The organism is Amycolatopsis sp. NPDC049691, assembly GCF_040675005.1.
Taxonomy (GTDB): Bacteria; Actinomycetota; Actinomycetes; order Mycobacteriales; family Pseudonocardiaceae; genus Amycolatopsis.
Genome location: NZ_JBFANX010000028.1, coordinates 1 through 20,206 on the forward strand (window position 1 = coordinate 1; position 20,206 = coordinate 20,206).

16 protein-coding genes are annotated in these 20,206 nt (G+C 71.2%); 5 read left to right on the forward strand and 11 right to left on the reverse strand.

What is annotated here, in order from left to right; genetic code table 11:
• Positions 1–109 precede the first annotated feature (109 nt).
• Entirely contained in the window at positions 110–991 is an 882-nt protein-coding gene (locus AB0J40_RS41245; RefSeq protein WP_364464973.1) for a sigma-70 family RNA polymerase sigma factor, read from the reverse strand.
• A gap of 153 nt (positions 992–1,144) precedes the next feature.
• Here AB0J40_RS41245 and AB0J40_RS41250 point away from each other — a divergent pair, with 153 nt between their 5' ends.
• The gene (locus tag AB0J40_RS41250) at positions 1,145–3,952 is read left to right on the forward strand and encodes an alpha-L-fucosidase (protein ID WP_364464975.1); all 2,808 of its coding nucleotides are present in this window, start codon (positions 1,145–1,147) and stop codon (positions 3,950–3,952) included.
• Here the strand turns inward: AB0J40_RS41250 and AB0J40_RS41255 are convergent.
• Together AB0J40_RS41255 and AB0J40_RS41260 are read right to left on the reverse strand one after the other, a co-directional pair.
• Positions 3,941–4,564, reverse strand: coding sequence for a hypothetical protein (locus AB0J40_RS41255; protein WP_364464977.1), 624 nt, complete (start codon positions 4,562–4,564; stop codon positions 3,941–3,943). The genes AB0J40_RS41250 and AB0J40_RS41255 overlap by 12 nt on opposite strands.
• An 87-nt stretch (positions 4,565–4,651) precedes the next feature.
• Positions 4,652–5,884, reverse strand: coding sequence for a S53 family peptidase (locus AB0J40_RS41260; RefSeq protein ID WP_364464979.1), 1,233 nt, complete (start codon positions 5,882–5,884; stop codon positions 4,652–4,654).
• A gap of 267 nt (positions 5,885–6,151) precedes the next feature.
• On the opposite strand from AB0J40_RS41260, the gene AB0J40_RS41265 reads away from it, so the two are divergent.
• On the forward strand, positions 6,152–8,476 hold the full coding sequence (locus tag AB0J40_RS41265) for a chitobiase/beta-hexosaminidase C-terminal domain-containing protein (RefSeq protein WP_364464981.1): 2,325 nt from the start codon (positions 6,152–6,154) through the stop codon (positions 8,474–8,476).
• 23 nt (positions 8,477–8,499) lie between these two features.
• Here AB0J40_RS41265 and AB0J40_RS41270 read toward each other — a convergent pair whose 3' ends face one another.
• A complete protein-coding gene (locus AB0J40_RS41270; RefSeq protein ID WP_364464983.1) occupies positions 8,500–9,465 on the reverse strand; it encodes an erythromycin esterase family protein in 966 nt (321 codons plus the stop codon).
• A gap of 29 nt (positions 9,466–9,494) precedes the next feature.
• Between AB0J40_RS41270 and AB0J40_RS41275 the strand changes: the two genes are divergently transcribed.
• Entirely contained in the window at positions 9,495–10,184 is a 690-nt protein-coding gene (locus tag AB0J40_RS41275) for a TioE family transcriptional regulator (RefSeq protein WP_364464985.1), read from the forward strand.
• Here AB0J40_RS41275 and AB0J40_RS41280 read toward each other — a convergent pair.
• The 3 genes from AB0J40_RS41280 to AB0J40_RS41290 all read right to left on the reverse strand — a co-directional run bounded on the left by AB0J40_RS41280 (position 10,173) and on the right by AB0J40_RS41290 (position 13,632).
• Positions 10,173–11,027 (reverse strand): ion transporter, encoded by an 855-nt coding sequence (locus AB0J40_RS41280; protein WP_364464987.1) that lies wholly within the window; start codon positions 11,025–11,027, stop codon positions 10,173–10,175. The genes AB0J40_RS41275 and AB0J40_RS41280 overlap by 12 nt on opposite strands.
• Positions 11,002–12,390, reverse strand: a complete 1,389-nt coding sequence (locus AB0J40_RS41285; protein WP_364464989.1) for a TIR domain-containing protein — start codon at positions 12,388–12,390, stop codon at positions 11,002–11,004. The genes AB0J40_RS41280 and AB0J40_RS41285 overlap by 26 nt, the downstream gene beginning before the upstream one ends.
• Before the next feature lie 261 nt (positions 12,391–12,651).
• On the reverse strand, positions 12,652–13,632 hold the full coding sequence (locus AB0J40_RS41290) for a hypothetical protein (protein WP_364464991.1): 981 nt from the start codon (positions 13,630–13,632) through the stop codon (positions 12,652–12,654).
• A 370-nt stretch (positions 13,633–14,002) separates the two neighbouring features.
• Here AB0J40_RS41290 and AB0J40_RS41295 point away from each other — a divergent pair, with 370 nt between their 5' ends.
• Both AB0J40_RS41295 and AB0J40_RS41300 read left to right on the forward strand, forming a co-directional pair.
• On the forward strand, positions 14,003–16,195 hold the full coding sequence (locus AB0J40_RS41295; protein ID WP_364464993.1) for an NB-ARC domain-containing protein: 2,193 nt from the start codon (positions 14,003–14,005) through the stop codon (positions 16,193–16,195).
• Between the two features lie 128 nt (positions 16,196–16,323).
• Positions 16,324–16,482, forward strand: coding sequence for a hypothetical protein (locus AB0J40_RS41300; protein WP_364464995.1), 159 nt, complete (start codon positions 16,324–16,326; stop codon positions 16,480–16,482).
• A gap of 27 nt (positions 16,483–16,509) precedes the next feature.
• On the opposite strand, the gene AB0J40_RS41305 is transcribed toward AB0J40_RS41300, so the two are convergent.
• The 4 genes from AB0J40_RS41305 to AB0J40_RS41320 all read right to left on the reverse strand — a co-directional run bounded on the left by AB0J40_RS41305 (position 16,510) and on the right by AB0J40_RS41320 (position 20,147).
• Positions 16,510–17,373: an alpha/beta hydrolase gene (locus tag AB0J40_RS41305; RefSeq protein ID WP_364464997.1), complete on the reverse strand. Its 864-nt coding sequence runs from the start codon at positions 17,371–17,373 to the stop codon at positions 16,510–16,512.
• A gap of 148 nt (positions 17,374–17,521) precedes the next feature.
• A complete protein-coding gene (locus AB0J40_RS41310; RefSeq protein ID WP_364464999.1) occupies positions 17,522–18,166 on the reverse strand; it encodes a response regulator transcription factor in 645 nt (214 codons plus the stop codon).
• Complete coding sequence (locus AB0J40_RS41315; protein ID WP_364465001.1) at positions 18,163–19,329, reverse strand: histidine kinase; 1,167 nt, start codon at positions 19,327–19,329, stop codon at positions 18,163–18,165. Before AB0J40_RS41315 ends, AB0J40_RS41310 begins: the two co-directional genes overlap by 4 nt.
• Positions 19,326–20,147: a CPBP family intramembrane glutamic endopeptidase gene (locus AB0J40_RS41320; protein WP_364465003.1), complete on the reverse strand. Its 822-nt coding sequence runs from the start codon at positions 20,145–20,147 to the stop codon at positions 19,326–19,328. Before AB0J40_RS41320 ends, AB0J40_RS41315 begins: the two co-directional genes overlap by 4 nt.
• Positions 20,148–20,206: the final 59 nt, after the last annotated feature.

Sequence of the window (20,206 nt, forward strand, 5' to 3'; positions counted from 1 at the left end):
CTGTATTCATCTGCATCTCGCTCGACCCTACCCCTGACAACCCCCCGTGCCGGGGGGGTGTTTTTGGGGCGGGGCTCTAACCCCCCCCCCCGCACCACTCACGAGCCGGTCAGTCGAGCACGGTCAGGTCGAGGCGGCCGAGGCGCTCGGGGTCGGCGAGGATGTCGATCTCCACGATCCGCCCGCCGGCCACCGTGAAGCCCAGCACCGAGAACGGCTTCCCCTCGCGGGTGGCCACCACGCCCGCCGCGCCGTTGACCAGTGCGTGGCGGACCACGCCGCCGCCCGCGCCCAGCCGCGAGAACGTCAGCGCCTGGTTCGCCACCGCCGCCGGGCCGTGGACCTCGACCGAGCCGCCCAACGCCGGGCCGCGGTCCGCGCGCAGCACGACCTCCGGGTCGAGGACCGACACCAGCGCGTCGAAGTCGCCGCCGCGGGCCGCCGCCAGGAACGCCTCCACCACTTCGCGCTGCCGGGACAGGTCCGGGTCCGGGGCGACCGGCGCACCCTGGACGCGGCGCCGGGCGCGGCTCGCCAGCTGGCGGGTCGCCGCCTCGGAGCGGCCGACGATCGGCGCGATCTCCTCGAACGGCATCGCGAACATGTCCCGCAGCACGAACGCCAGCCGCTCGCCCGGGGTGAGCGTGTCGAGCACCACCAGCAGTGCCAGGCCGACCGAGTCCGCCATCAGCGCCTCGTGCTCGGGCCCGGCGTCCTCGCGGCTGACGATCGGGTCGGGCACCACCACGTCCCACGGCTCCTCGCGCCGGGCCTTGCGCGAGCGCAGCATGTCCAGGCAGACGCGCCCGACGACCGTCGTCAGCCAGCCGCCGAGGTTCTCGACCGCGGCCGTGTCGCTCCGGCTCAGCCGCAGCCACGACTCCTGGACGGCGTCCTCGGCCTCGCTCAGCGAGCCCAGCATCCGGTAGGCGACCGAGCGCAGATGGCTCCGGTGGGTCTCGAAGCTGCGGGCCAAGATCTCATCGTTCACGGGGCCGGTCCTTTCGCGAGCAGTCCCCACCTTGACGTATCCCACGACAGAGTTGTGACAGGTCTGACGACTGTATCCCGCTCAGCGGTATCTACCCTTGACGTACGATATATGAGGCCACAATCATCGGACCTCTCCGACGAAGGAGGGGCCATGAGAGTCCGAGCCTGCCTCGCCGCGGTCGTCGTGCTGCTGGCGACCCTGGTCACCCCCGCGCACGCCGAGCTGTACCACCCGCGCCAGGACTGGCTGCGCGCGTCGACGGCCGGCCTGTTCCTGCACTGGGGCATGTTCACCGCGCCGCGGCACACCGACTGCGCCGCCTGGGAGCACGACGTCACCGCCGGCGGCTGGACGCCGGACTACTGGATCGACGAAGCGACGAAGCTCGGCGCGTCCTACGTCGTTCTCACCACCTTCCACAGCCGGCTGGGCTACGCGCGGCCGTGGCCGTCGAAGATCCCGGGCAGCTGCTCGACCCAGCGCGACTTCCTCGGCGAGCTGATCGCCGCCGGTAAGGCCAAAGGCGTCCGCGTCATGCTCTACATGACCGACGATCCCCAGTGGCACAACGAAACCGGCCACGAGTCGCTCGACTCGGCCGCCTACTCCGCGTACAAGGGCCACCCGGTCGACCTCACCACCCGCCCGGGCTTCGGCGAGTACAGCTACGACCTGTTCGACGAGGTCATGGACCGCTACAGCGACCTCGCCGGCTTCTGGATCGACAACGACAACGAGTACTGGGAGCAGCACGGGCTCTACGAGCACATCCGCGAGAAGCGGCCGTCCTGGTTGCTGAGCAACAACAACGAGGACACGCCGATCATGGACACGGTCAGCAACGAGCAGAAGACCGGCATGACGCCGTCCTACGACTACCCACAGGCGATCTACACGCCGATGCCACGGCTCACCGAAGCCGACTACAAGCTGCCGACCAACGGCGACTGGTGGTACAGCGGCGGTGACCAGGCCGTCGACTTCCGGCTCTCCACCGGCCGCTACATCACGAACGCGGGCTCGTCGATCAAGTCGCTGATGGCCGAAACCGCCATGCTGAACGGGAAGTTCCCGCCACAGCAGGAAGCGTTCAACAACTTCATGGCGTCCTGGACCCAGCCGATCAAGAAAACGCTGGCCGGCACCGAAGGCGGCGGCTACATGTACGGCGGGATGCAGCCGGGCTTCTGGAACGACGGCGCGCACGGCGTCATCACCGTGAAAGGCGCGACGCAGTACGTGCACGTCGTCACGCGGCCGTCGACGAACCTGGTCCGCCTGCGCGACAACGGCTACCGCGTCACCGGAGTGTCCGATGTGCGCACCGGGAAGCCGATGCGGTTCGCCCAGTCCGGCGGCTACCTGTCCATTCTGGACATCACGGACTGGGACACCTACGACACCGTGTTCCAAGTGGACACCGCCGGGCAGCAGTACTTCTACGACAAGAGCACGATCAAGGCGACCGCGTCGGCCTCGGCACCCGGGCACCCCGCGTCGAACCTCACCGACGGCAGCTACCTGAACTACTGGGACGCCGGTGGTCAGCAGCCGGTGTCGGTGACGCTCGACCTCGGCCGGAAGCGGTCGACGGCCTACCTCGCGGTGCACGAGCGCGAGTCGTCGCCGACGGCCGCGCGCGAGTCCTTCGGCCGCGCCGAGGATTCCGCGCGGATCAAGGACTACCGCGTCTACGCCAGTGACGACGGCAAGAACTGGGGTGCACCGGTGCGCACCGGCGCCCTGCCGAGCACCCGCGGCGTCCAGTTCGTCGACGTCGGCGAGGTGCACGCGCGCTACCTCAAGCTCGAGGTGCTGAACACGTGGTCAGGCCCGCAGGCCAAGCCGTTCTTCCACCAGCTCGCGATCGACGAGATCGACGTCGCCTACGGCTACCCCGACCCGCGCGGCGAGGTACCCCTGGAGGCGGAGTCGTGGCGCAACGGCTTCGAGGGCAAGGCGTCCCCGGTGTGGTGCGAGGCGTGCTCGGGCACGGCCGCGGTCGCCGGCTTGGACCGCGGTGCCGTCGTCTTCCGGAACGTCCAGGCCGCGGGGCCGTCCCGGCTGCAGCTGGACACGGCGGGCCCGGGCCGGCTTTCGGTGAGCGTGAACGGCGCCGCGCCGATCACCGTCGAAGCCCCGGCCGCGATCGCCGCGCCGCTGACCGCCGGCGCCAACACCATCAAGGTGTCCGGCACGGCCGCTCTCGACCGGATCGCGGTGGCGCCGCTGCCGCCCGAGTCGTACACGCCGAAGACGACACTGACCGTCCAACCCGCCGGTGTGCAATGGGTTTCGCCCGGGCAGCAGTCCATCAAGGTCACTGCTTCCCTGCGCCTGGACGTCGACGACCCGATCGGCCAGGCGTCGCTGGCCCCGGTCGTCCCGGCGGGCTGGACGCTGCAGGGCGCCCCGGTGACCGCGGCGAACCTGCGGCTCGGCCAGGTCCTCAGTGGATCGTGGACGGTGACCGCTCCCGCCGCCCAGGACGTCACCATCCCGGTGACGGCGAACTTCACGACGCTGGGGCGCGCGAAGTCGGTCAGCAAGCCGGTGCAGGTGAAGCCGCGTCCGGACGGCCGCGTGTTCATGCGGGAGGCCGAGGACTCGGCGAACGACATCGGCGACGCCGGGGTCACCAGCTGCTCGGCGTGTTCGGGCGGGCAGAAGGTGCGCAACATCGGCGGCAGCGCGGGTGCGGCGGTGACGTTCCCGGACGTCACGGTCGGCGCCGCCGGTCAGTACACCCTGTACCTCGACTTCACCGTCAACGGCGACCGGTCGTACTTCGTGTCGGTCAACGGCGGCACGCCGGTGGAGGTCAAGGTCAGCGGCGCCGGCAACAGCACGCCGTACACCACTTCGGTCCCGGTGACGCTGACCGCGGGCGCCAACACCGTCCGGATCGGCAACGACCGCGCCGGGGCTCCGGATCTGGACCGGATTTCACTGGGTTAGCTCACGCAGGACCCGGGCCGGGTCGACGTCGATCGCCCGGCTCGGGTCACCGCCCCCGGTGCTCCAGGCGACGGACACCCAGACCTCGGCGTAGTCGCCGCGCTGGACGGCGGGCAGCTGCCAGGTGAGCCGGCCGCCGGTCCGCTCGACGGCGTCGCCGCCGAGCAGCCGCGACCAGTACGGCGGTACGTGCTGCCCGGCGCGCGAGCACCGCCGCAGCACCTCCGCGCCGGGACCGCCGACGCTCACCGCGGCGTCGGCGGTCTCGGCGGTGAAGGCGCTTTCCCAGACACGTCCTTCCACCGGCGCGCCGGCCAGCTCGGCCTGGACGACGAACTCGCTGACGTCTTCCCGCGCCAGCACCCGGAAGATCGTGGTCTCGCGGGTCACGCCGGGCTCGCCCGAAGCGGTGGTCCCGGAGAGCACGTCGAGCCGGACGGACTGGTGCCGCCACCGGCACAACCGCGCGCCCGACCCGAGCCCCCAGGTGAGCTCGGGTCTCGCGGGCACGTCCCAGCCACCGGCGCGGACGGCGAACCGCACGTCCCCGAGCGGGGTGAGGACGTCGAGCGCCCGCGAAGGCGCCTGCGAGAGGACTTCGGTGTCCAGCATGCAGACATCCTTACCCCGCGCGGAGACCAGCGAAAATGCGCCGGGCGAACGTCACCCGTCCGTGGGAGGCGGCGCGAGGAGCGGCGCTCAGAACCCCGACGTGCCGTTCGGCGTGCCCAGTCCGGTGGGCCCGTCGTACCCGGCACCCGCCGTGCACAGGTACGTCCCGCCGCAACTGCCGTTCGAGCCGGACGTCACGTCGTACAGCCCGCCGGTGTGCGCGTACGGGTACGACCCCGACGTCACCGAGTTGCCCGCCAGCGCGTACACGCTCGCGATCACCGGCGACGACAGGCTCGTGCCGCCGACCTGCACCCAGCCGTCCGCGCCTTGGGCGAGGCCCAGCGACAGCAGCAGGTCGCACCACGACGAGCTGCCGCAGCTGTTGTACGTGTCGTAGACACCCAATCCCGTCGCCGGGTCCGCGACCGCCGAGACGTCCGCGACCGTCCTCTTGGCACACCCGGTGTCGTGCTGCCACGACGGCTTCGCCTCCAGGGCCGAACACCCGGAGCCGCTGCCCTTCCACGTCGTCTCGGTCCAGCCGCGCGTGGTGCTCGTCGACTTCTTCAGCGTCGTGCCGCCGACCGCCGTGACGTACGGGGAGGACGCCGGCCAGCTGACGCCGTAGCCCGAGTCGCCCGAGGACGCCGTGACGGCGATGCCCGGGTGGTTCAGGTGGGCGTCCGCGGCCAGGATCGTCGAGTCCTCGGTGCCGCCGTAGCTGTTGGAGATGGCCACCACGCCCGGTGTCGCCGCGGCCGTGTCGACCGCCGTCATCAGCGGGTCGGTGTCCGGCGAATTCGCTTCCACCAAAAGAATCTTGCAGTCCGGACAGGTCGCGGACACCGCGTCGAGGTCGAGGCTGATCTCCATCGCCCAGCCGTAGTCGGGCGCGGGCAGCGGGCTCGCCGCGCCGTTCTGGTTGACCTTTTTGAAGCAGCCGTTGGCCGTCGTGCACGGCGAAAGTCCCCGTGCCGCACGGAACTTCGCCAGGTCCGCCTCCGCGGTCGGGGCGTCCTGGGCGTCCACAATGGCCACTGTGCGCCCGTTGGCGTGCAGCCCGCCGAGGTTGTAGGCGGCCTGGATCTCGGCCGGGCCGTAGCCGACCGGGGTCGACGTCACCAGCGGGCCGCTGCCCTTCGGCGACCGGATCGCCTTGCCGAGGCAGTGGAACTTGCCGGAGGTGGCACAGCCGAAGTTCACGACGCCGCCGCTCTTCAGCGGTGCGGCGTCGGCAGGTGCGGCAACGGCCACCGAAAGCGGGGCTGCCACCAGGGAAAGGACGATGAGGGACCGGAACAGCCGCGAACGCGCCATGCTACTCCTCGGTAGGGGACCGGGTGTGGCACGGGATCGTCGCATGTCACTCGTTCGGGGTCACCCGCTTGACGGGTGTTTCTCGGTTCAGTCATTCGCCCACCGCGTGCCGAACCGGACGAACGGTGACGAACCTTCTCACCCGGCCGAGTTATTGGTCCAGACAAGTGTTACCGAAAAGTGATCGAGGGACCGCTGACCGGGAGCTACTTTGTTGTGAATCACAACAAATACCTCGTGGATCCCCAACGGCGGAGGTGTCACGGCGTGAACCGGACCTTGGACAAGCTTCGACGGCGCCGGCGCGGCGTCGTCGCCCTCACCGCGGCGGCCCTGCTGCTCGGCGGCGGGCTCACCGCCCCCGCCGCCCTCGCGGCCGACGACTACACCCAGAGCGTCAGCCAGCTGAGCTCGACCCAGGTGCAGATCAACTTCACCCCGACGACCCCCGCGCTGTACGTGGACGTCCACTACACCGGCGTCCCGGGCCTCGGCCAGCAGAACGTCCGGATGACCAACGGCTCCGGCACGTGGCGGACCACGGTCGGCGGTCTGAGCAGCGGCAACGTCCTCGACTACTGGTTCACCTACGAGAAGAGCGGCCCGCAGTACGACACCCCGCACTTCAGCTACACCGTCGGCGGCGGCACGACGACGGTCGCGGCGCCGACGTTCAGCCCGCCCGGCGGCACCTACGCCGGCGCGCAGACGGTGACGATCAGCAGCGCCACCGCGGGCGCGACCATCCGGTACACAGTGGACGGCTCGACGCCGACCGCCTCCTCGACGCTCTACAGTGGACCGATCAGCGTGCCGAACTCCCGCACGGTCAACGCGATCGCGCTCAAGTCCGGTTCGGCGAACTCGCCCGTGTCGAGCGCGACCTACACGATCGGCACCCAGGCCGGCTGCCCGACGCAGTCCGACACCCCGAACTTCGGGCCGAACGTGCGGATCTTCGACCCGAGCATGTCGGCGGCGACCATCCAGGCGCAGCTGGACACCGACTTCAACAACCAGAAGGACACGCTGACCGCGCAGTTCGCCGAGCGGCGCGTCGCCCACCTGTTCAAGCCGGGCACCTACGGCGTGCACGACAACGTCGGCTTCTACACGTCGGTGGCGGGCCTCGGCCAGAACCCCGGTGACGTCGTGATCAACGGCGACATCACCGTGGACGCCTTCAATGCGTCCGACAACGGCGTCGCGCTGCAGAACTTCTGGCGCTCGGCCGAGAACATGGCCGTCAACCCCTCCAGCGGCAACGACCGCTGGGCGGTGGCGCAGGCCGCGCCGTTCCGCCGGATGGACATCCGCGGCGGGCTGCAGCTGTACCCGGCGAGCTACGGCTACGCCAGCGGCGGCTACATCGCCGACTCGAAGGTGTCCGGCCAGGCCGCGTCGGTGTCGCAGCAGCAGTGGTACACCCGTGACTCCGCGCTCGGCAGCTGGAACGGCGGCGTGTGGAACATGGTCTTCTCCGGCACCAGCGGCGCACCGGCGACCACGTTCCCGAACCCGCCGGAGACCACGCTGGCGACCACGCCCGTGTCCCGTGACGTGCCCTACCTCTACGTCGACGGCACCGGCAAGTACCGCGTCTTCCTGCCTTCCCTGCGCACCAACGCGTCCGGGCCGAGCTGGGCGAACGGCAGCACGCCGGGCACGTCGGCGCCGATGAGCCAGTTCTACGTCGTCAAGTCCGGCGACACGGCCGCGTCGATCAACAACGCGCTCGCCGCGGGCTGCAACCTGTTCTTCACGCCGGGCATCTACCACCTGAACCAGACGCTCAACGTGACCCGTGCGAACACGACGATCCTCGGCATCGGCTACCCGACCCTGGTGCCCGACAACGGCGTCAACGCGATGCAGGTGTCCGATGTGGACGGCGTGCGGCTCAAGGGCCTGCTCTTCGACGCCGGCACGACGAACTCGCAGGCGCTGCTGACCGTCGGGCAGTCCGGCTCGTCGGCGTCGCACGCTTCGAACCCGACGACCGTCCAGGACGTGTTCTTCCGGATCGGCGGCCAGATCGCCGGCAAGGCGACGAACAGCCTGATCGTCAACAGCGCCGACACGATCATCGACCACATCTGGGCGTGGCGCGCGGACCACGGCAACGCGGGCACGGTCGGCTGGACCACCAACACGGCCGACACCGGCCTCGTGGTGAACGGCACGAACGTGACGGCGACCGGCCTGTTCGTCGAGCACTACCAGAAGTACCAGGTGATCTGGAACGGCCAGGGCGGGAAGACGATCTTCTTCCAGAACGAAATGCCCTACGACGTGCCGAACCAGGCGTCGTGGAACGCACCGTCCGGTGTGGCGGGCTACGCCGCCTACAAGGTCGCGTCGAACGTGACCTCGCATGAGGCGTGGGGTCTCGGGAGCTACTGCTTCTTCGACACGAACCCGGCGGTGTCCAGCTACCACGCGTTCGAGGTGCCGAACACCAGCGGCGTCCGGTTCCACAGCCTGCTGACGGTGTCGCTCAACTACCGCGGCACGATCACCCACGTCATCAACGACACCGGCGGTGTCACGCCTTCGGGCACGGTGCCGGTCAACGTGGTGAACTACCCGTAAGCAGTCCGCCGCCGCCGGTGCGGTCAGGCGACGTGCAGGATCGCGTCGGCGGCGGCGAGCAACTCCCGGGTGAGCGGGGCGTAGCGGTAGTCGGCGTCGTCCCGGGTGCGGCCGGCCGGGAGGTCGGCGGTCAGCTGCCAACCGTCGGTGCGGCGTTGCAGGTGGCCTTCGTAGGTGTCGGGGTGGGGCTCGCCGAGGCCGAGGGCTTCGCTGTGGCCGAGGCTGCCGGCGATGAACGCGTACCGGTCGCCCAGACGCGACGCGACGATCGCGCCCGCGCCCGATCCCAAGTGGGCGTTGTGCGCGAACACCAGCGTCCGGCCGGGCTGCGAACCGTGGATGTCCAAGAGGTTCCGGGCCATGATGACCGCGCGGGCTTCGGCGAGCCGCGCGATGCGCGTGTCCCGGTCGCCGGGCAGCGCCGACGCCGCGTGGTAGCGCAGCAGATCAAGCCCGGCGATCGCGTAAATCCGGGCGGTGCGGGCAGCCGGCTCGATGCGGGCGTCGAGGGCTGTGAGCAGGTCGTCCGCGATGACCCGCAGCTCGCGGGCCTCGGCTGACGCGCCGGGCGAGGCGGCCGGGTCGAGGATCGCCTCGGAGCGGCTCCAGCGTTCGTCGTCCCCGGTCAGCGCGGCGATGTCGACGTTGACGCCCAGGTAGTCGCGGGCGTGTTCGAGGTAGGTGCGCGGGCTGGGCGCGCTGAACATCTCCGTCGGGGCGTCGAAGCCGTGGAAGGTCAGCGGTTCGGCGGCGGTTTCGTTGTACTCGCGCAGCCAGTCGAGCAGCTGCTGGTTGGCGTCCTGTTCGCCGAAGCCGTGCGAGAACCCGCCGTCGAGCGCGGCGACGCGGTCGGTCTCCAGCGCGATCGCCCGGAAACCGTGCTCGGCGAGGCGGGCGAACAGCTCGTTGCGGATCCGCGCGAAGGCCGGTTCGAAGTGCGTCGGCTCGCCGAACGCGAGCAGTTCGGCGGTGAAGTCGGTGAGGTCCATGTGGTTGAATCGTATCCTTGAACACTCGATTGAGACCGGCTGACCTCGCCCGCGAGCACGGCCTCTCCACGCAGGCGGTCCGCAACTACGAGCAGGACGGCTTCCTCCCGCCGGCTGCCCGCACGCCGAGCGGGTACCGGATCTACACCGAGGTCCACGCGTCGGCCCTGCGTGCGTTCCTGGCTCTGGTCGCGGCCCACGGCCACGCGACGGCCGGCGGGATCATGATCGCGGTGCACGCCGACGACCTCGACCGCGCCCTGACGCTCGTCGACCGCGGGCACGAGCAGCTGCTCCGCGACCGCGAAACCCTCAACACCGTGCGGACGGCCATCGGCCACCTGACCACCGAAGCGGCACCCGCGCCGGCGGCCACGGACTGGTCGATCGGCGAGCTGGCCCACCGCCTCGACGTCACGGCGGCGACCATCCGGGCGTGGGAACGCGCGGGCATCCTCGTGCCGCGCCGCAATCCCGCGACCGGCTACCGCGTCTTCACCGCCGCCGACATCCGGGACGCGGAGCTGACGCACCTGCTACGCCGCGGCGGCTATCCGCTGGAGCACATCGCCACGGTCGTCGGCCAGGTCCGCACCGCCGGCGGCACGGAGTCCCTCGTGGACGCCCTGGAAACCTGGCGGGAGAAGCTCACCGCCCGCGGCGTCGCGATGCTCGACGCGGCGGGCCTGCTGGGGGCGTACCTGCGGTCACGGCCGTGACCTCGGGTGCAGCCGGTCGTACTCGAGCGCGGCCGAGTGCTGGGTGCGCACGCGCAGGGTCTTCTCCTTGTCGTCGTCCTCGGTCTCGTGCAGGCCGAGCTGCACGGCCAGCCGGATCTGCTCGCGGTTGTCGCGCACGACGGCGGAGAAGAAGTCGTCGATCCGCGGGTCGACGAGGACCTCGAGCAGCACGCGGAACGACGTGTCGACGACGGTCCGCACGATCTCGTCGTGGAAGGGCAGCCGCCTGAGCTTCCCGAGCTGCGGGTCTTCGGCGATCTTCTCGGCGATGATCGTGCGCAGCTCGTCCTTGTTGGCATTGAGCGACTTGGCGAGGTTTTCCGGGTAGTTCCCGGTTTCGAGCACCTTGACGACCTCGTCGAGCACGGCGATGGTCACCGGCTTCTTGATCGCCTTCACGATCGGCTCGGACAGCTTGTCGACGAGGCGGTAGGTGAACTGCTCGCCGACGGCCCGGTCCGCGGCCCGTCCGATCCGGACCAGCAGCAGCACCACGCTGACGAACTTGTGCGCGGCCATCGCGGGGTGCGCGACGGGGATCATGGCGAACAGCTCGTACCAGTTGCGCACCAGGAACTTCCGGGCCCACCGCCGTTTCCGCCACCGCCACAGGAATTCGAGGAGGAACACCCCGCAGATCCCGCAGTCGACGTAGAAGATCACCAGGCCGGCGTCCCGCGCGGGCGGGCTCAGCAGCATGAACCCGAGCAACCCGACCGAACCGGCGGCGAGGACGAGCATGATCCAGTCGTCGGCCCGCACGTTCCCGGGCAGAACCCCGCTGTTGAGCTCCGGCTCACGGGTATCGCGAAGGGTGACCATGCCCGATGATGGCACGCACCGCCTTGATCAGCCGGTTCGCCGTCGTGTCGCGGAGCAGGAGCTGCCCGTCGCCGCCGAAGTGGGTCAGCAGGGCGTGCCGGACCAGCTCGCCCACCGGCTCGGCCCGCCACGCGCGGTGCCGCCGCACCGGCGCCCGTGCGGTCGCCGCCTGGCGCAGGACGTCGGCGGCGGTGCCGGTCACGGCGTCGAGGGCGCCGGCGATGCCGGTCGCGCTCCGGCGGTCGCGCAGCGCCGTGCTCACGCTCGTCAGCACGATCGGGTGGCCGCCGCACCGCTGGACGAGCCGGCGCACGGCCGCGAGCTCGACGGGGTCGGCCGACCCGGCGATCTCCGTGTACAGCTCGGTTCCCTCGTCCTCGGTCAAGCCGCCGAGGTCGACGACCGGAGCGGGCCACCCGGGGTGGCCGGACCTGGTGGTGAGCACCGTCCGGACGTACGACGTCGGCATCACCAGCTCGTCGAGCACGGCGGCGGGCAGGTCCGGCGGGACGTCGTCGATGACCCACAGCTGCGGCTTCCGCGCGGCTTCGATGCGCCGGGCGACCAGGTCGCGGACCTCTTCCGGCGACCGGTCGCCGACGTCGGCGCCGAGGTCGGCCGCGATCGTGCGGACGTGCGCGTGGAACCGCGCGAGCGCGCCGGCGGGATCGTCCTTTCCGAACAGGTCGAGCCACCGCACCCCGCCGGGGAAGGCGTCCCGGAAGAGGAACGCGTACTGCTCGGCCAGGCTGGTCTTCCCGAGGCCGGCCGGCCCGCGCACGACGGCGAGCGCGGCCGACGTCCGCGGCGTGGTGGCCGGCAGGTCGCGCGCGTGCAGGGCGCTGTGCACCGCCCAGAGCTGCCGGTACCGGCCCACGAACCGCCGGGGCCGCAGCAGCCGGGGCAACAGCGGCGCCGTGCTGCGGACCGCGCCCAGCGGGGTGTCCGCCGCCCGGCTCATCTCGGCGACGCGTTCGGCGATGCGGGCCAGGTCCTGCTCGGTGCGCGGCCGGCCGAAGTACGCGGCGTCCGCCAGCTCGACCGGGGCGATGTGGTTCCCGTCGGGCTCGGGGTTGACCACCAGCACCCGGCGGCGGGGGTCGCCGAAGCGCTGTGCCGCGAGAAAGGCGGACGTCAGTTCCCATTGGCACGCGTACCGCGTCGGGAAGTGCCGGGAATAGTAGGCGAGCAGCACCTTCGACTCGGCGAGAGCGGACACGAGCCTCTCCGTGACGCCGTCGAACCTGTCTATTCCCCGGTCCCGGAAAACCCGCAGCCCGGCGGCTCGCAGAGCGTTCTCGAGCGCGTTGACCTCGGCGGTGTCCGACCAGGTGAAACTGAGGAAGACGTCATGGGGGCGCATCGAACCTCCTCGCGGTTTACGGCGCCTCGCCGGATCATTCTTTCCGCGGACGTCGCCGCATTCGCGCGACACGTTACCGGCGCCACGCCTCTTGACCGGATCGTCACCGGTTCAAAAGCCACCGGTGAAATCCGGGGAAAAAGACGTCAGCGGGCGAGCGCGGGAATTGTCGTGGTTTTGTCGTGTGTCCGGTGCGGCTATCGCCTGCCGGATACGGCATTCTGGAAGAAGACACGCACGGCGAGGAGGACCATGACGGGGTCACCCTGCCGGCTGCCAGCCCACCCCGTAGGACCGCGCGGGCTGCAGGCCGTGGAACCGGGTGTGCACTTCGCCCGCGCTGTCGAGGAACAGGGGTTTGCGCGCCGGCACCGGGTCGGCGGCGTCCTTGGAGAGGTCGCCGTCGATGCGCCAGATCCGCTGCGGTGGCGCGGCGCGGTCGAACCGGACGTTGAGGTCGAAACTGTCACACGGGAACTCCGGCGTGCAGCAGTAGAACGGCACCGGCAGCTCGTCCAGCCGGATGCGGAAGAAGAATTCGTGCTGGTCACCGGCGTCCAGCGGCCGCGGCGGCCGCAGGCGGAACGCCACCCGCGTGGACGACACCAGCCGCACGGAATGCACCTCGCCGCCCGCGACGACGTCGATGCCGAGCCGGGAGAGGTCCGGCGGGGCGGTCGTGCTGGCCGGCCGGGCGAGGGAGATGCCGTGCTCGATCTCCTCGAGCCCGGCGACGTGGCTGACGATGCGCCGGGTTTCGAAGACCTCGGCCGCGGCCCCGGTGAGGGTCAGCCGGACCGCCAGCGCCGACGTGTGCCACGGGTCCTGGCTGTCCGGCGGTACGCCGCCGAACGCCGCGGGCGACCGGTAAGCGGTTTCGGCGATCAGGTAGAGGACGTCGTCGGCCCGGCGTTGCATCGTGCGGACGTTGCGGTCGGCCCCGCTGCCCAGCAGCTCGAGGCGCGCGGTGTAGCGCTCGTTCGCGCCGGTGCCGAAGCCGAGCACGATCCGCGCCGTTTCCCGCTGCGAATCGGGCAGCTTTTCGATCAAGGACACGAGCGTGGCGACCACTTTCGCGCGGACCGTTCCCGGCGCGTCGTCCTCGCGGACGCCGCACACCTCGCGCAGCGCTTCGCCGACGTTCCCCGGCAGGTTCTTCGCTTGGACGCCCAGGCCTTTGCGAAGCAGTTTCAGCTCCGTTGAGAGAGCGTTGATCTTCGCTTCGGCCGCCTCCTGAGCCAAGCCGCACCTCCGTCTTGGTCGCTGCGGCGAAGTCTACTCACGGTGCTCCGCCGCGCCCGCGCCGTCACCCCCGTTTCCAGGTGGTTTCCGGAACCGGGAAACCGCGCAGGCCGAGCCGGTGACCGCCGTTTCCCCTTGACCGGCAACGGGAAACACCTGCCCGCGCCGGATTCACCGGGTGATGCTTGTTCCGCCGAAACCGTTCGGCGGAACGAGGAATCCGATCCGGAAAGGGGAAAGCGATGCACACGCACATCGTCATCGTGCTGGGCCAGCTGGTCTCCCTGCTGGGCTGACCGGGAACCGGCCGGCGGGCCCGGGCCGCCGGTCACTCCTTCCCCCCGTTCCCCCAATACAGGATGATTGACCGATGCCGGACTTTGGAGCGGAATTGAAACGTCGACGGACCTCGGTCGGCATGTCACTGACCGGGCTCGCGGCGGCCGTGCATTTCACCAAGGGCTACCTGAGCAAGGTGGAGAACGGCAAGACCCGGGTGAACCGGGAACTGGCGAAGGCCTGCGACGAAGCGCTCGGCGCCGGCGGGGAACTGCTCGCCCTCGTCACGGAACCGGGATCGCCCGCACGGCGCAGCGCCGGCGGCATCGCCGGGCTGCCGGACGCCGGCCGCTACTTCGTCGGCCGGGAAACCGAACTCGACGCGCTTTCCGCGCTGCTGCTCGACCCGGACGACGCCCGGGTCGGCGTCGTGCACGGGATGGCGGGCGCGGGCAAGACGGCGCTGGCCGTCGCCGCGGCCCGGCGGGTCGAGCGGTCGTTCCCGGACGGCTGCCTGTTCTTCGACCTCCGGGGGCACACGCCCGGCGCGGCCGAGCTGTCCGCAGGCGAGGCGCTGGGCCGGCTGCTGCGGCTGCTGGACGTCTCGGCCGACCAGCTGCCCGCCGACGAGGACGGCCTGGCCAACCTCGTCCGCGACCAGCTGCGCGGCCGGCGGCTGATCCTCGTGCTGGACAACGTGCGCTCCGCCGAGCAGATCCACGCGATCGTCCCGGGCGAGACGTCGTCGCGGATCCTGGTGACCAGCCGGGGCCGGCTGCCCGCCCTCGACGACGCCTGGCACTTCCCGGTCGACGTGCTGCCGCTCGATGACGCCGTGCGGTTGCTGCGCTCCATCGCGGGTTCGCACGCACCGGGCGACGACGGTGTCGCGACCGAGATCGTCCGGTACTGCGGGCAGCTCCCGCTCGCCGTGCGCATCGTCGCCGCCCGGTTCGTCGCGGGCGGCTGGACGGCGGCGCGGCTGCGCGACCGGCTCGCCGACGAAACGACCCGCCTCGGCACGCTGGACGACGGCGAGCGCAGCGTGGCCACGGCGTTCGCCGTCTCCTACGAATCCCTGCCCGGCGACCAGCGGCGGCTGTTCGGCCTGCTCGCCCTGCACCCCGCGACCGCGGCGGAGATCGCGGCCGTCGAAGCGCTCGCGGGCCTCGGGCCCGGCGAAGCGGATCGCCTGGTCGACCGGCTGCACGACGCCCACCTGGTCGTCCGCGACGAGCGCGGGTACGTCGAACTCCACGACCTGATGCGGATGTTCGCCTCGACGCACGCGTTGCCCGGCGTCGAGCCGGCGGACCGCTCGTCGGCCATGGGCCGGCTCGTCGACCACGCGCTCATGACGACGCTGGCGGCCGACGAACTGGCCGAGCCGTACCGGTTCCGCCCGGCCACCGGTCTCCCCGCGACGGGTGTCCCGTTCGCCGACGCGGACGGGGCGCTCGCGTGGCTGGGCGCGCAGTGGCCGACGCTCGTCGAGATCGTCGATTCGGCGTTCCGGCACGGGCTGCACGATCGCTGCTGGCAGCTCGCGTTCGTGCTCCGCGCGTTCTTCTTCCGCGAGAAGCTGTTCGAGCCGTGGGTCCGGACGCACGAACGCGCCCTCGAAGCGACGCGCGCGCTCGGCGACCTGAGCGCGACCGGCATGATCCTCAACAACCTGGGCATGGCGCACGTGGAATCGGGGCGCGTCGACGAGGCGATCCGCTTCCACGAGCAGGCGCAGGAGTGTTTCGCCGAGGCCCGCGACGACCGCGGCGCGATCGACGCGCTGTCCAGCCTGGCGTGGGCGCGCCTGTACCGCGGCGAGGCGGAAGCGACGTTGACCGATCTGACGACGGTGCTGGCCGTCTACCGCCGGACCGGGCGGACGCGCAACGTCGTCATCGCGCTTCGCGGCATCGCGCTCGCTTCGACCGCGCTGGAACGGTTTCCGGCGGCCTTGTCGAGTGCGCAGGAGGCGGTTCGGCTCGCTCAGCTGCCGGTGGACCGGGTCATGTCGGTCAGCTGCGAGGCTTGGGTGCGGTTCCGCGCGGGGCAGTGGGCCGAGGCGGAGAGCGGTTACCGCCGGGCGGCCGAGCTGGCCGACGACGCCGGGAGCGAGTACGAGAAGGCGCGCGCGTTGACGGGGCTGGGCAACACGGCGGCCGGCCGCGGCGACCGGCAGGCGGCGGCCCGCTGGTGGGCGGAGGCCGCCGCATACCGCGTCACGCTGGATCCGCGGGTGCTCGGCGAAGCCGAGTACCGGGACCGCGCGGCGGTCGGCTGAGAGGTTTCCCCGCACAACCCGTTTCCGGCAACGGAAACGCCTTGTTCCCCGGGCCCGCGGAAGCGCACCATCAATACAGTTCCGGAATCGCCGAACCCCCTTGACCGGGAAATCCCGAGGAGCGAATCATGATGGTCGTCTGTTCGTTTTCCACCCTCCTCCGCGCCGCGCTTTTCCTCGTCGCGGTGGCACTCGTCGCCGGCTTTTCGCTCCACGGCCCCAGCGCCCCCTCGGGCACGCCTGGGCAGGGGCCCGCGGTGGCCACCTCCGAACCCGTCGAGCACTGACCTCCGTTCCGCCGTCGGCGGTGACTGTCAGCCTTCGAGCACCTCCCGCAGCTTGCGGGCGAAGGCCTCGGGCTGGCCGGCGTAGCCGAACTCGCCGCCGAGGAAACCGCCGTGGTGGCTGGGGAAGACCGTCGCCTCCTGGCCGAGGCGGGCGGCGGTGGCGAGGGCGGCGCGGCCGGTCATGACGTCGGCGGATTCCTCGCCGACGGCGATCACGATCCGCGTCGGCGCCGCGGTCAGCGCTTCGACGTCGAGCTGGTAGGCGGAGACGGCCAGCGAGCGGTCGGTCATCAGCGGATCGTCGCGGCGGCCGTCGTCCTCGGTGGGCATGCCGAACTGGGCCGGATCCGGCGCGGGCTGGGCGAAGTAGTCGTCGGTGAACTCGCCCTTCCACGAGGTCATGGCCATGAAGGCCGCCATGCCGGCGCCGAAACCGCGCGCCTGGTAGGCGTCGCGGAATGCCTTCCCGGCCCGTTCGGCCGCGGCGGCATCGGGCAGCACCCCGACGATCGGCGGCTCGTGCGCGACGAGCGTGCGGACGTCTTCCGGGTGGGCGGAGACGAGCGCGAGCGCGGCAACGGCGCCCCCGCTGCTCCCGAAGACGTCGACCGCGCCGACGCCGAGCGCCTGGATGACGCCGTGGATGTCACCCGCCTGGGTGGCGGGGTCGTGGTCTTCCCGGCCGTCCTTCCGGACGCTGCGCCCGAGTCCGCGCGGGTCGTAGGTGACGACGGTCCGCTCGGGGAAGTAGGACGCCAGGGTGGCGAACCCGGTGGCCTCCATGGGCTGCCCGACCATGAGCAGCGGTGGCCGCGGACTGTCGGCGGGCGCCGGGCCGTGGACGTCGTAGACGATGTCGGCCTCGGGCGTTTCCAGTGTGTGCGCGGTCATGCTGCCTCCCCTGTTCGGACGTTGGGGGGAGCGTAGCCGGGGGTACCGACAGTTTCGGTGGACCGCCGCAGCGCGTCCGGGAATCGAACGCGCCGTGAAAGACGAGCGCAGAAAAACCGCCCGGACCGATTACTCGACGGACGGCTCCTTAACTGACCAGCCCGGTGCGGTACGCGTACACCACCGCCTGCACCCGGTCCCGCAGGTCCAGCTTGGTCAGGATCCGCGACACGTACGTCTTCACCGTCTCCTGGCTGATCACCAACGCGGCCGCGATCTCACTGTTGGACAACCCGTCGGCGATCAGCCGCAGCACTTCCAGTTCCCGCGGCGCCAAAGCGACCTCACCCGACGAAGCCGGCCGGATCCGCGCCGCGTACTTCCCCACCAGCCGGCGCGTCACCTCGGGATCCAGCAGCGCCGCGCCGGTCGCGACCGTGCGGATGCCGTGCAGCAGCTGTGCCGGCGGGGCGTCCTTCAGCAGGAACCCGCTGGCGCCCGCGCGCAACGCCTCGTACACGTACTCGTCGAGGTTGAACGTCGTCACCACCAGCACCTTCACCGGCTGCGCGACTCCCGCGCCGGCCAGCAGGCGCGTCGCCTCGATGCCGTCCAGGACCGGCATCCGCACGTCCATCACCACGACGTCCGGGCGCAACGAGCCGGCGAGGTCGACCGCCGTGCGCCCGTCGCCGCATTCGCCGACCACCTCGAGGTCGGGCTGGGCGTCGATGATCGTCGCGAAACCCGTGCGGATCAACGCCTGGTCGTCGCAGACCAGCACCCGGATCACGACGCCCTCCCCACGGGAATCCTTGCCTTCACGACGAATCCGCCCTCGCGACGCTCCGCGGTGAACTCGCCGCCGAGCACGTCGACGCGCTCGCGCAGCCCCGCCAGCCCTCGCCCGCTTCCGCGCAACACCACCGGGGCCGCGGGGGCGCCCCCGTTTTCCACGCTACCGGACGGCACCGACGGTTTCGGCGCCCCGGAAGTCACCTCCACGACGATCTCGCGAGCGCCGTGCTCCACGCGGACGTCGGTGCGGCTGCCGTGCGCGTGCTTGAGCGCGTTCGTCAACGCCTCCTGGACCACGCGATACGCCACCGCCTCCGCGCTCCCCGCCGCCGTGGCCGAGCCGACCTCGGTGAACTCGACCGGCTGCCCCGCGCGCCGCGTCTGCTCGACGAGCGTCTCCAGCGAGCCGGACGTGCGCGGCTCGGTGCCGTGGTCGGGGTTGAGCAGGTCCAGCAGGTGGCGCAGGTCCGTGATCGCCAGCCGCCCGGTGTCGGTGATCGCGGTCAGCGCCTGGTCGAGCCGCTCGGGCGCCGCGGTCAGGTAGCGCGCCGCCTCGGTCTGCACGACCATCGCCGTCACGTGGTGGGTCACGACGTCGTGGAGCTCGCGCGCGATGCGGGTGCGTTCGGCGGTGCGGGTCGTCTCGGCGACGTGGCGGCGGTGCTCCGCCTCGGCCGCGCGCGACTGCCGCAGCCACGCGCCGATGCCCCACGCGAGGGCGAGCGCGAAGTAGAACGTCACGAACCCGGTCCAGCCTTCGGTCGACCCGCGCGAGGCGAGCGCGGCCGCGAGCGCCGCATACGCCACCGAGCCGACGGCCACGGTCGGCCACCGGTACCGCTCGAGGTAGGCCGCCGCGCTCAGCAGCGCGATCGGCAGCGCGGTGCCGGAAACCGTGTGGTAGCCCCAAAGCTGGTCGACGGCGAAGCCGGCCGACACGAGCGCGAGGCAGCCGGCCGGCCACCGCCGCCGCAGGGCCAGCGGCAGGCACTCGACGGCGACCACCACGAGCGCGAAGGCGTCCATGGGCCGCGTCGGCAGGTTGCCGACCTGGGTTCCGTAGCCGCCGAGGGCCGGGATCAGCGCCAAGCCGGCGAGCAGCAGGCCGAACGCGAGATCCCGGACCGTGACGTCGAGCCGCCGCCAGAGGTCGATCACGCGACGACAGTAGCGGCGTCGGCAGTGCGACGGCGAAGGGGAACGATGTTCCCGCGCCGGCGGGCGAGCACCATGAAGACGGCCATCGCGACGACACCGGCGACCACCGAGTAGACGCTCGCCTCGGGCCCGAACTCCCCGCCCGTGAGCGCGGCCGGGCCGGACGTGACGCCGTGGAGCAGCCCTTGGGGAGCGTCGGTGCCCGAAACCCCGGTGCCGAAGATGCCGCCTTCGGCGAAGTTCCACGCGAAGTGCAGCCCGATCGGCAGCCAGAGGGTCCGGGTGGCGGCGTAGGCGGCGGCGAGCATGCCCCCGGCTTCGACGGCGATGGCGAGGGCGCCCCAGAACGTGGCGTGGGCGTTGAAGAGGTGCGAGAGCCCGAACAGCACACCGGTGAGCGTCAGCGCGAGCCAGGTGCCGGTCCACCGTTCGACGAACCGGAAGAGGATGCCGCGGAAGAGGAGCTCTTCGGTGACGGCCGCGGCGGCGCTGAACCCGAACAACGCGAGAGCCCCGCCCACGGCACCCCAGCCGAGCACGTCGTAGTCGCCGAGGAGGGCGATGTTCCCGATGACGCAGCCGAAGAGCACGAACCCGATGACCAGCCCCCGCCCGAGAGCGCCGTTGTTCTTGGTGATTTCGTCCGGCACGCGGTGTTCGGTCCTGCGGACGGTCCACCGGTAGGCGACCACGGCGAGGGCGGCGCTGCCGAGCCCGAGGACGAGGGTGAGCGGGGCGTTCCAGTGCACGGCGCTGACGGCCAGGCTGCCGGCGAGGGCAACCACGGCGACGGTCACGAGCTGCAAGAACAGTCGCACGACGACTCCTTAGCGAGAACCCGCGGCGGGAGTGCCGCGGCCGTGGAGAACGCTAGGGA

What these genes read in the sequence shown, in the direction of transcription:
- AB0J40_RS41250 (WP_364464975.1), top strand. Translation starts at nt 1,145, where the DNA reads ATGAGAGTCCGAGCCTGCCTCGCCGCGGTCGTCGTGCTGCTGGCGACC.
- AB0J40_RS41255 (WP_364464977.1), bottom strand. Translation starts at nt 4,564, where the DNA reads ATGCTGGACACCGAAGTCCTCTCGCAGGCGCCTTCGCGGGCGCTCGAC.
- AB0J40_RS41260 (WP_364464979.1), bottom strand. Translation starts at nt 5,884, where the DNA reads ATGGCGCGTTCGCGGCTGTTCCGGTCCCTCATCGTCCTTTCCCTGGTG.
- AB0J40_RS41270 (WP_364464983.1), bottom strand. Translation starts at nt 9,465, where the DNA reads ATGGACCTCACCGACTTCACCGCCGAACTGCTCGCGTTCGGCGAGCCG.
- AB0J40_RS41280 (WP_364464987.1), bottom strand. Translation starts at nt 11,027, where the DNA reads ATGGTCACCCTTCGCGATACCCGTGAGCCGGAGCTCAACAGCGGGGTT.
- AB0J40_RS41285 (WP_364464989.1), bottom strand. Translation starts at nt 12,390, where the DNA reads ATGCGCCCCCATGACGTCTTCCTCAGTTTCACCTGGTCGGACACCGCC.
- AB0J40_RS41295 (WP_364464993.1), top strand. Translation starts at nt 14,003, where the DNA reads ATGCCGGACTTTGGAGCGGAATTGAAACGTCGACGGACCTCGGTCGGC.
- AB0J40_RS41300 (WP_364464995.1), top strand. Translation starts at nt 16,324, where the DNA reads ATGATGGTCGTCTGTTCGTTTTCCACCCTCCTCCGCGCCGCGCTTTTC.
- AB0J40_RS41305 (WP_364464997.1), bottom strand. Translation starts at nt 17,373, where the DNA reads ATGACCGCGCACACACTGGAAACGCCCGAGGCCGACATCGTCTACGAC.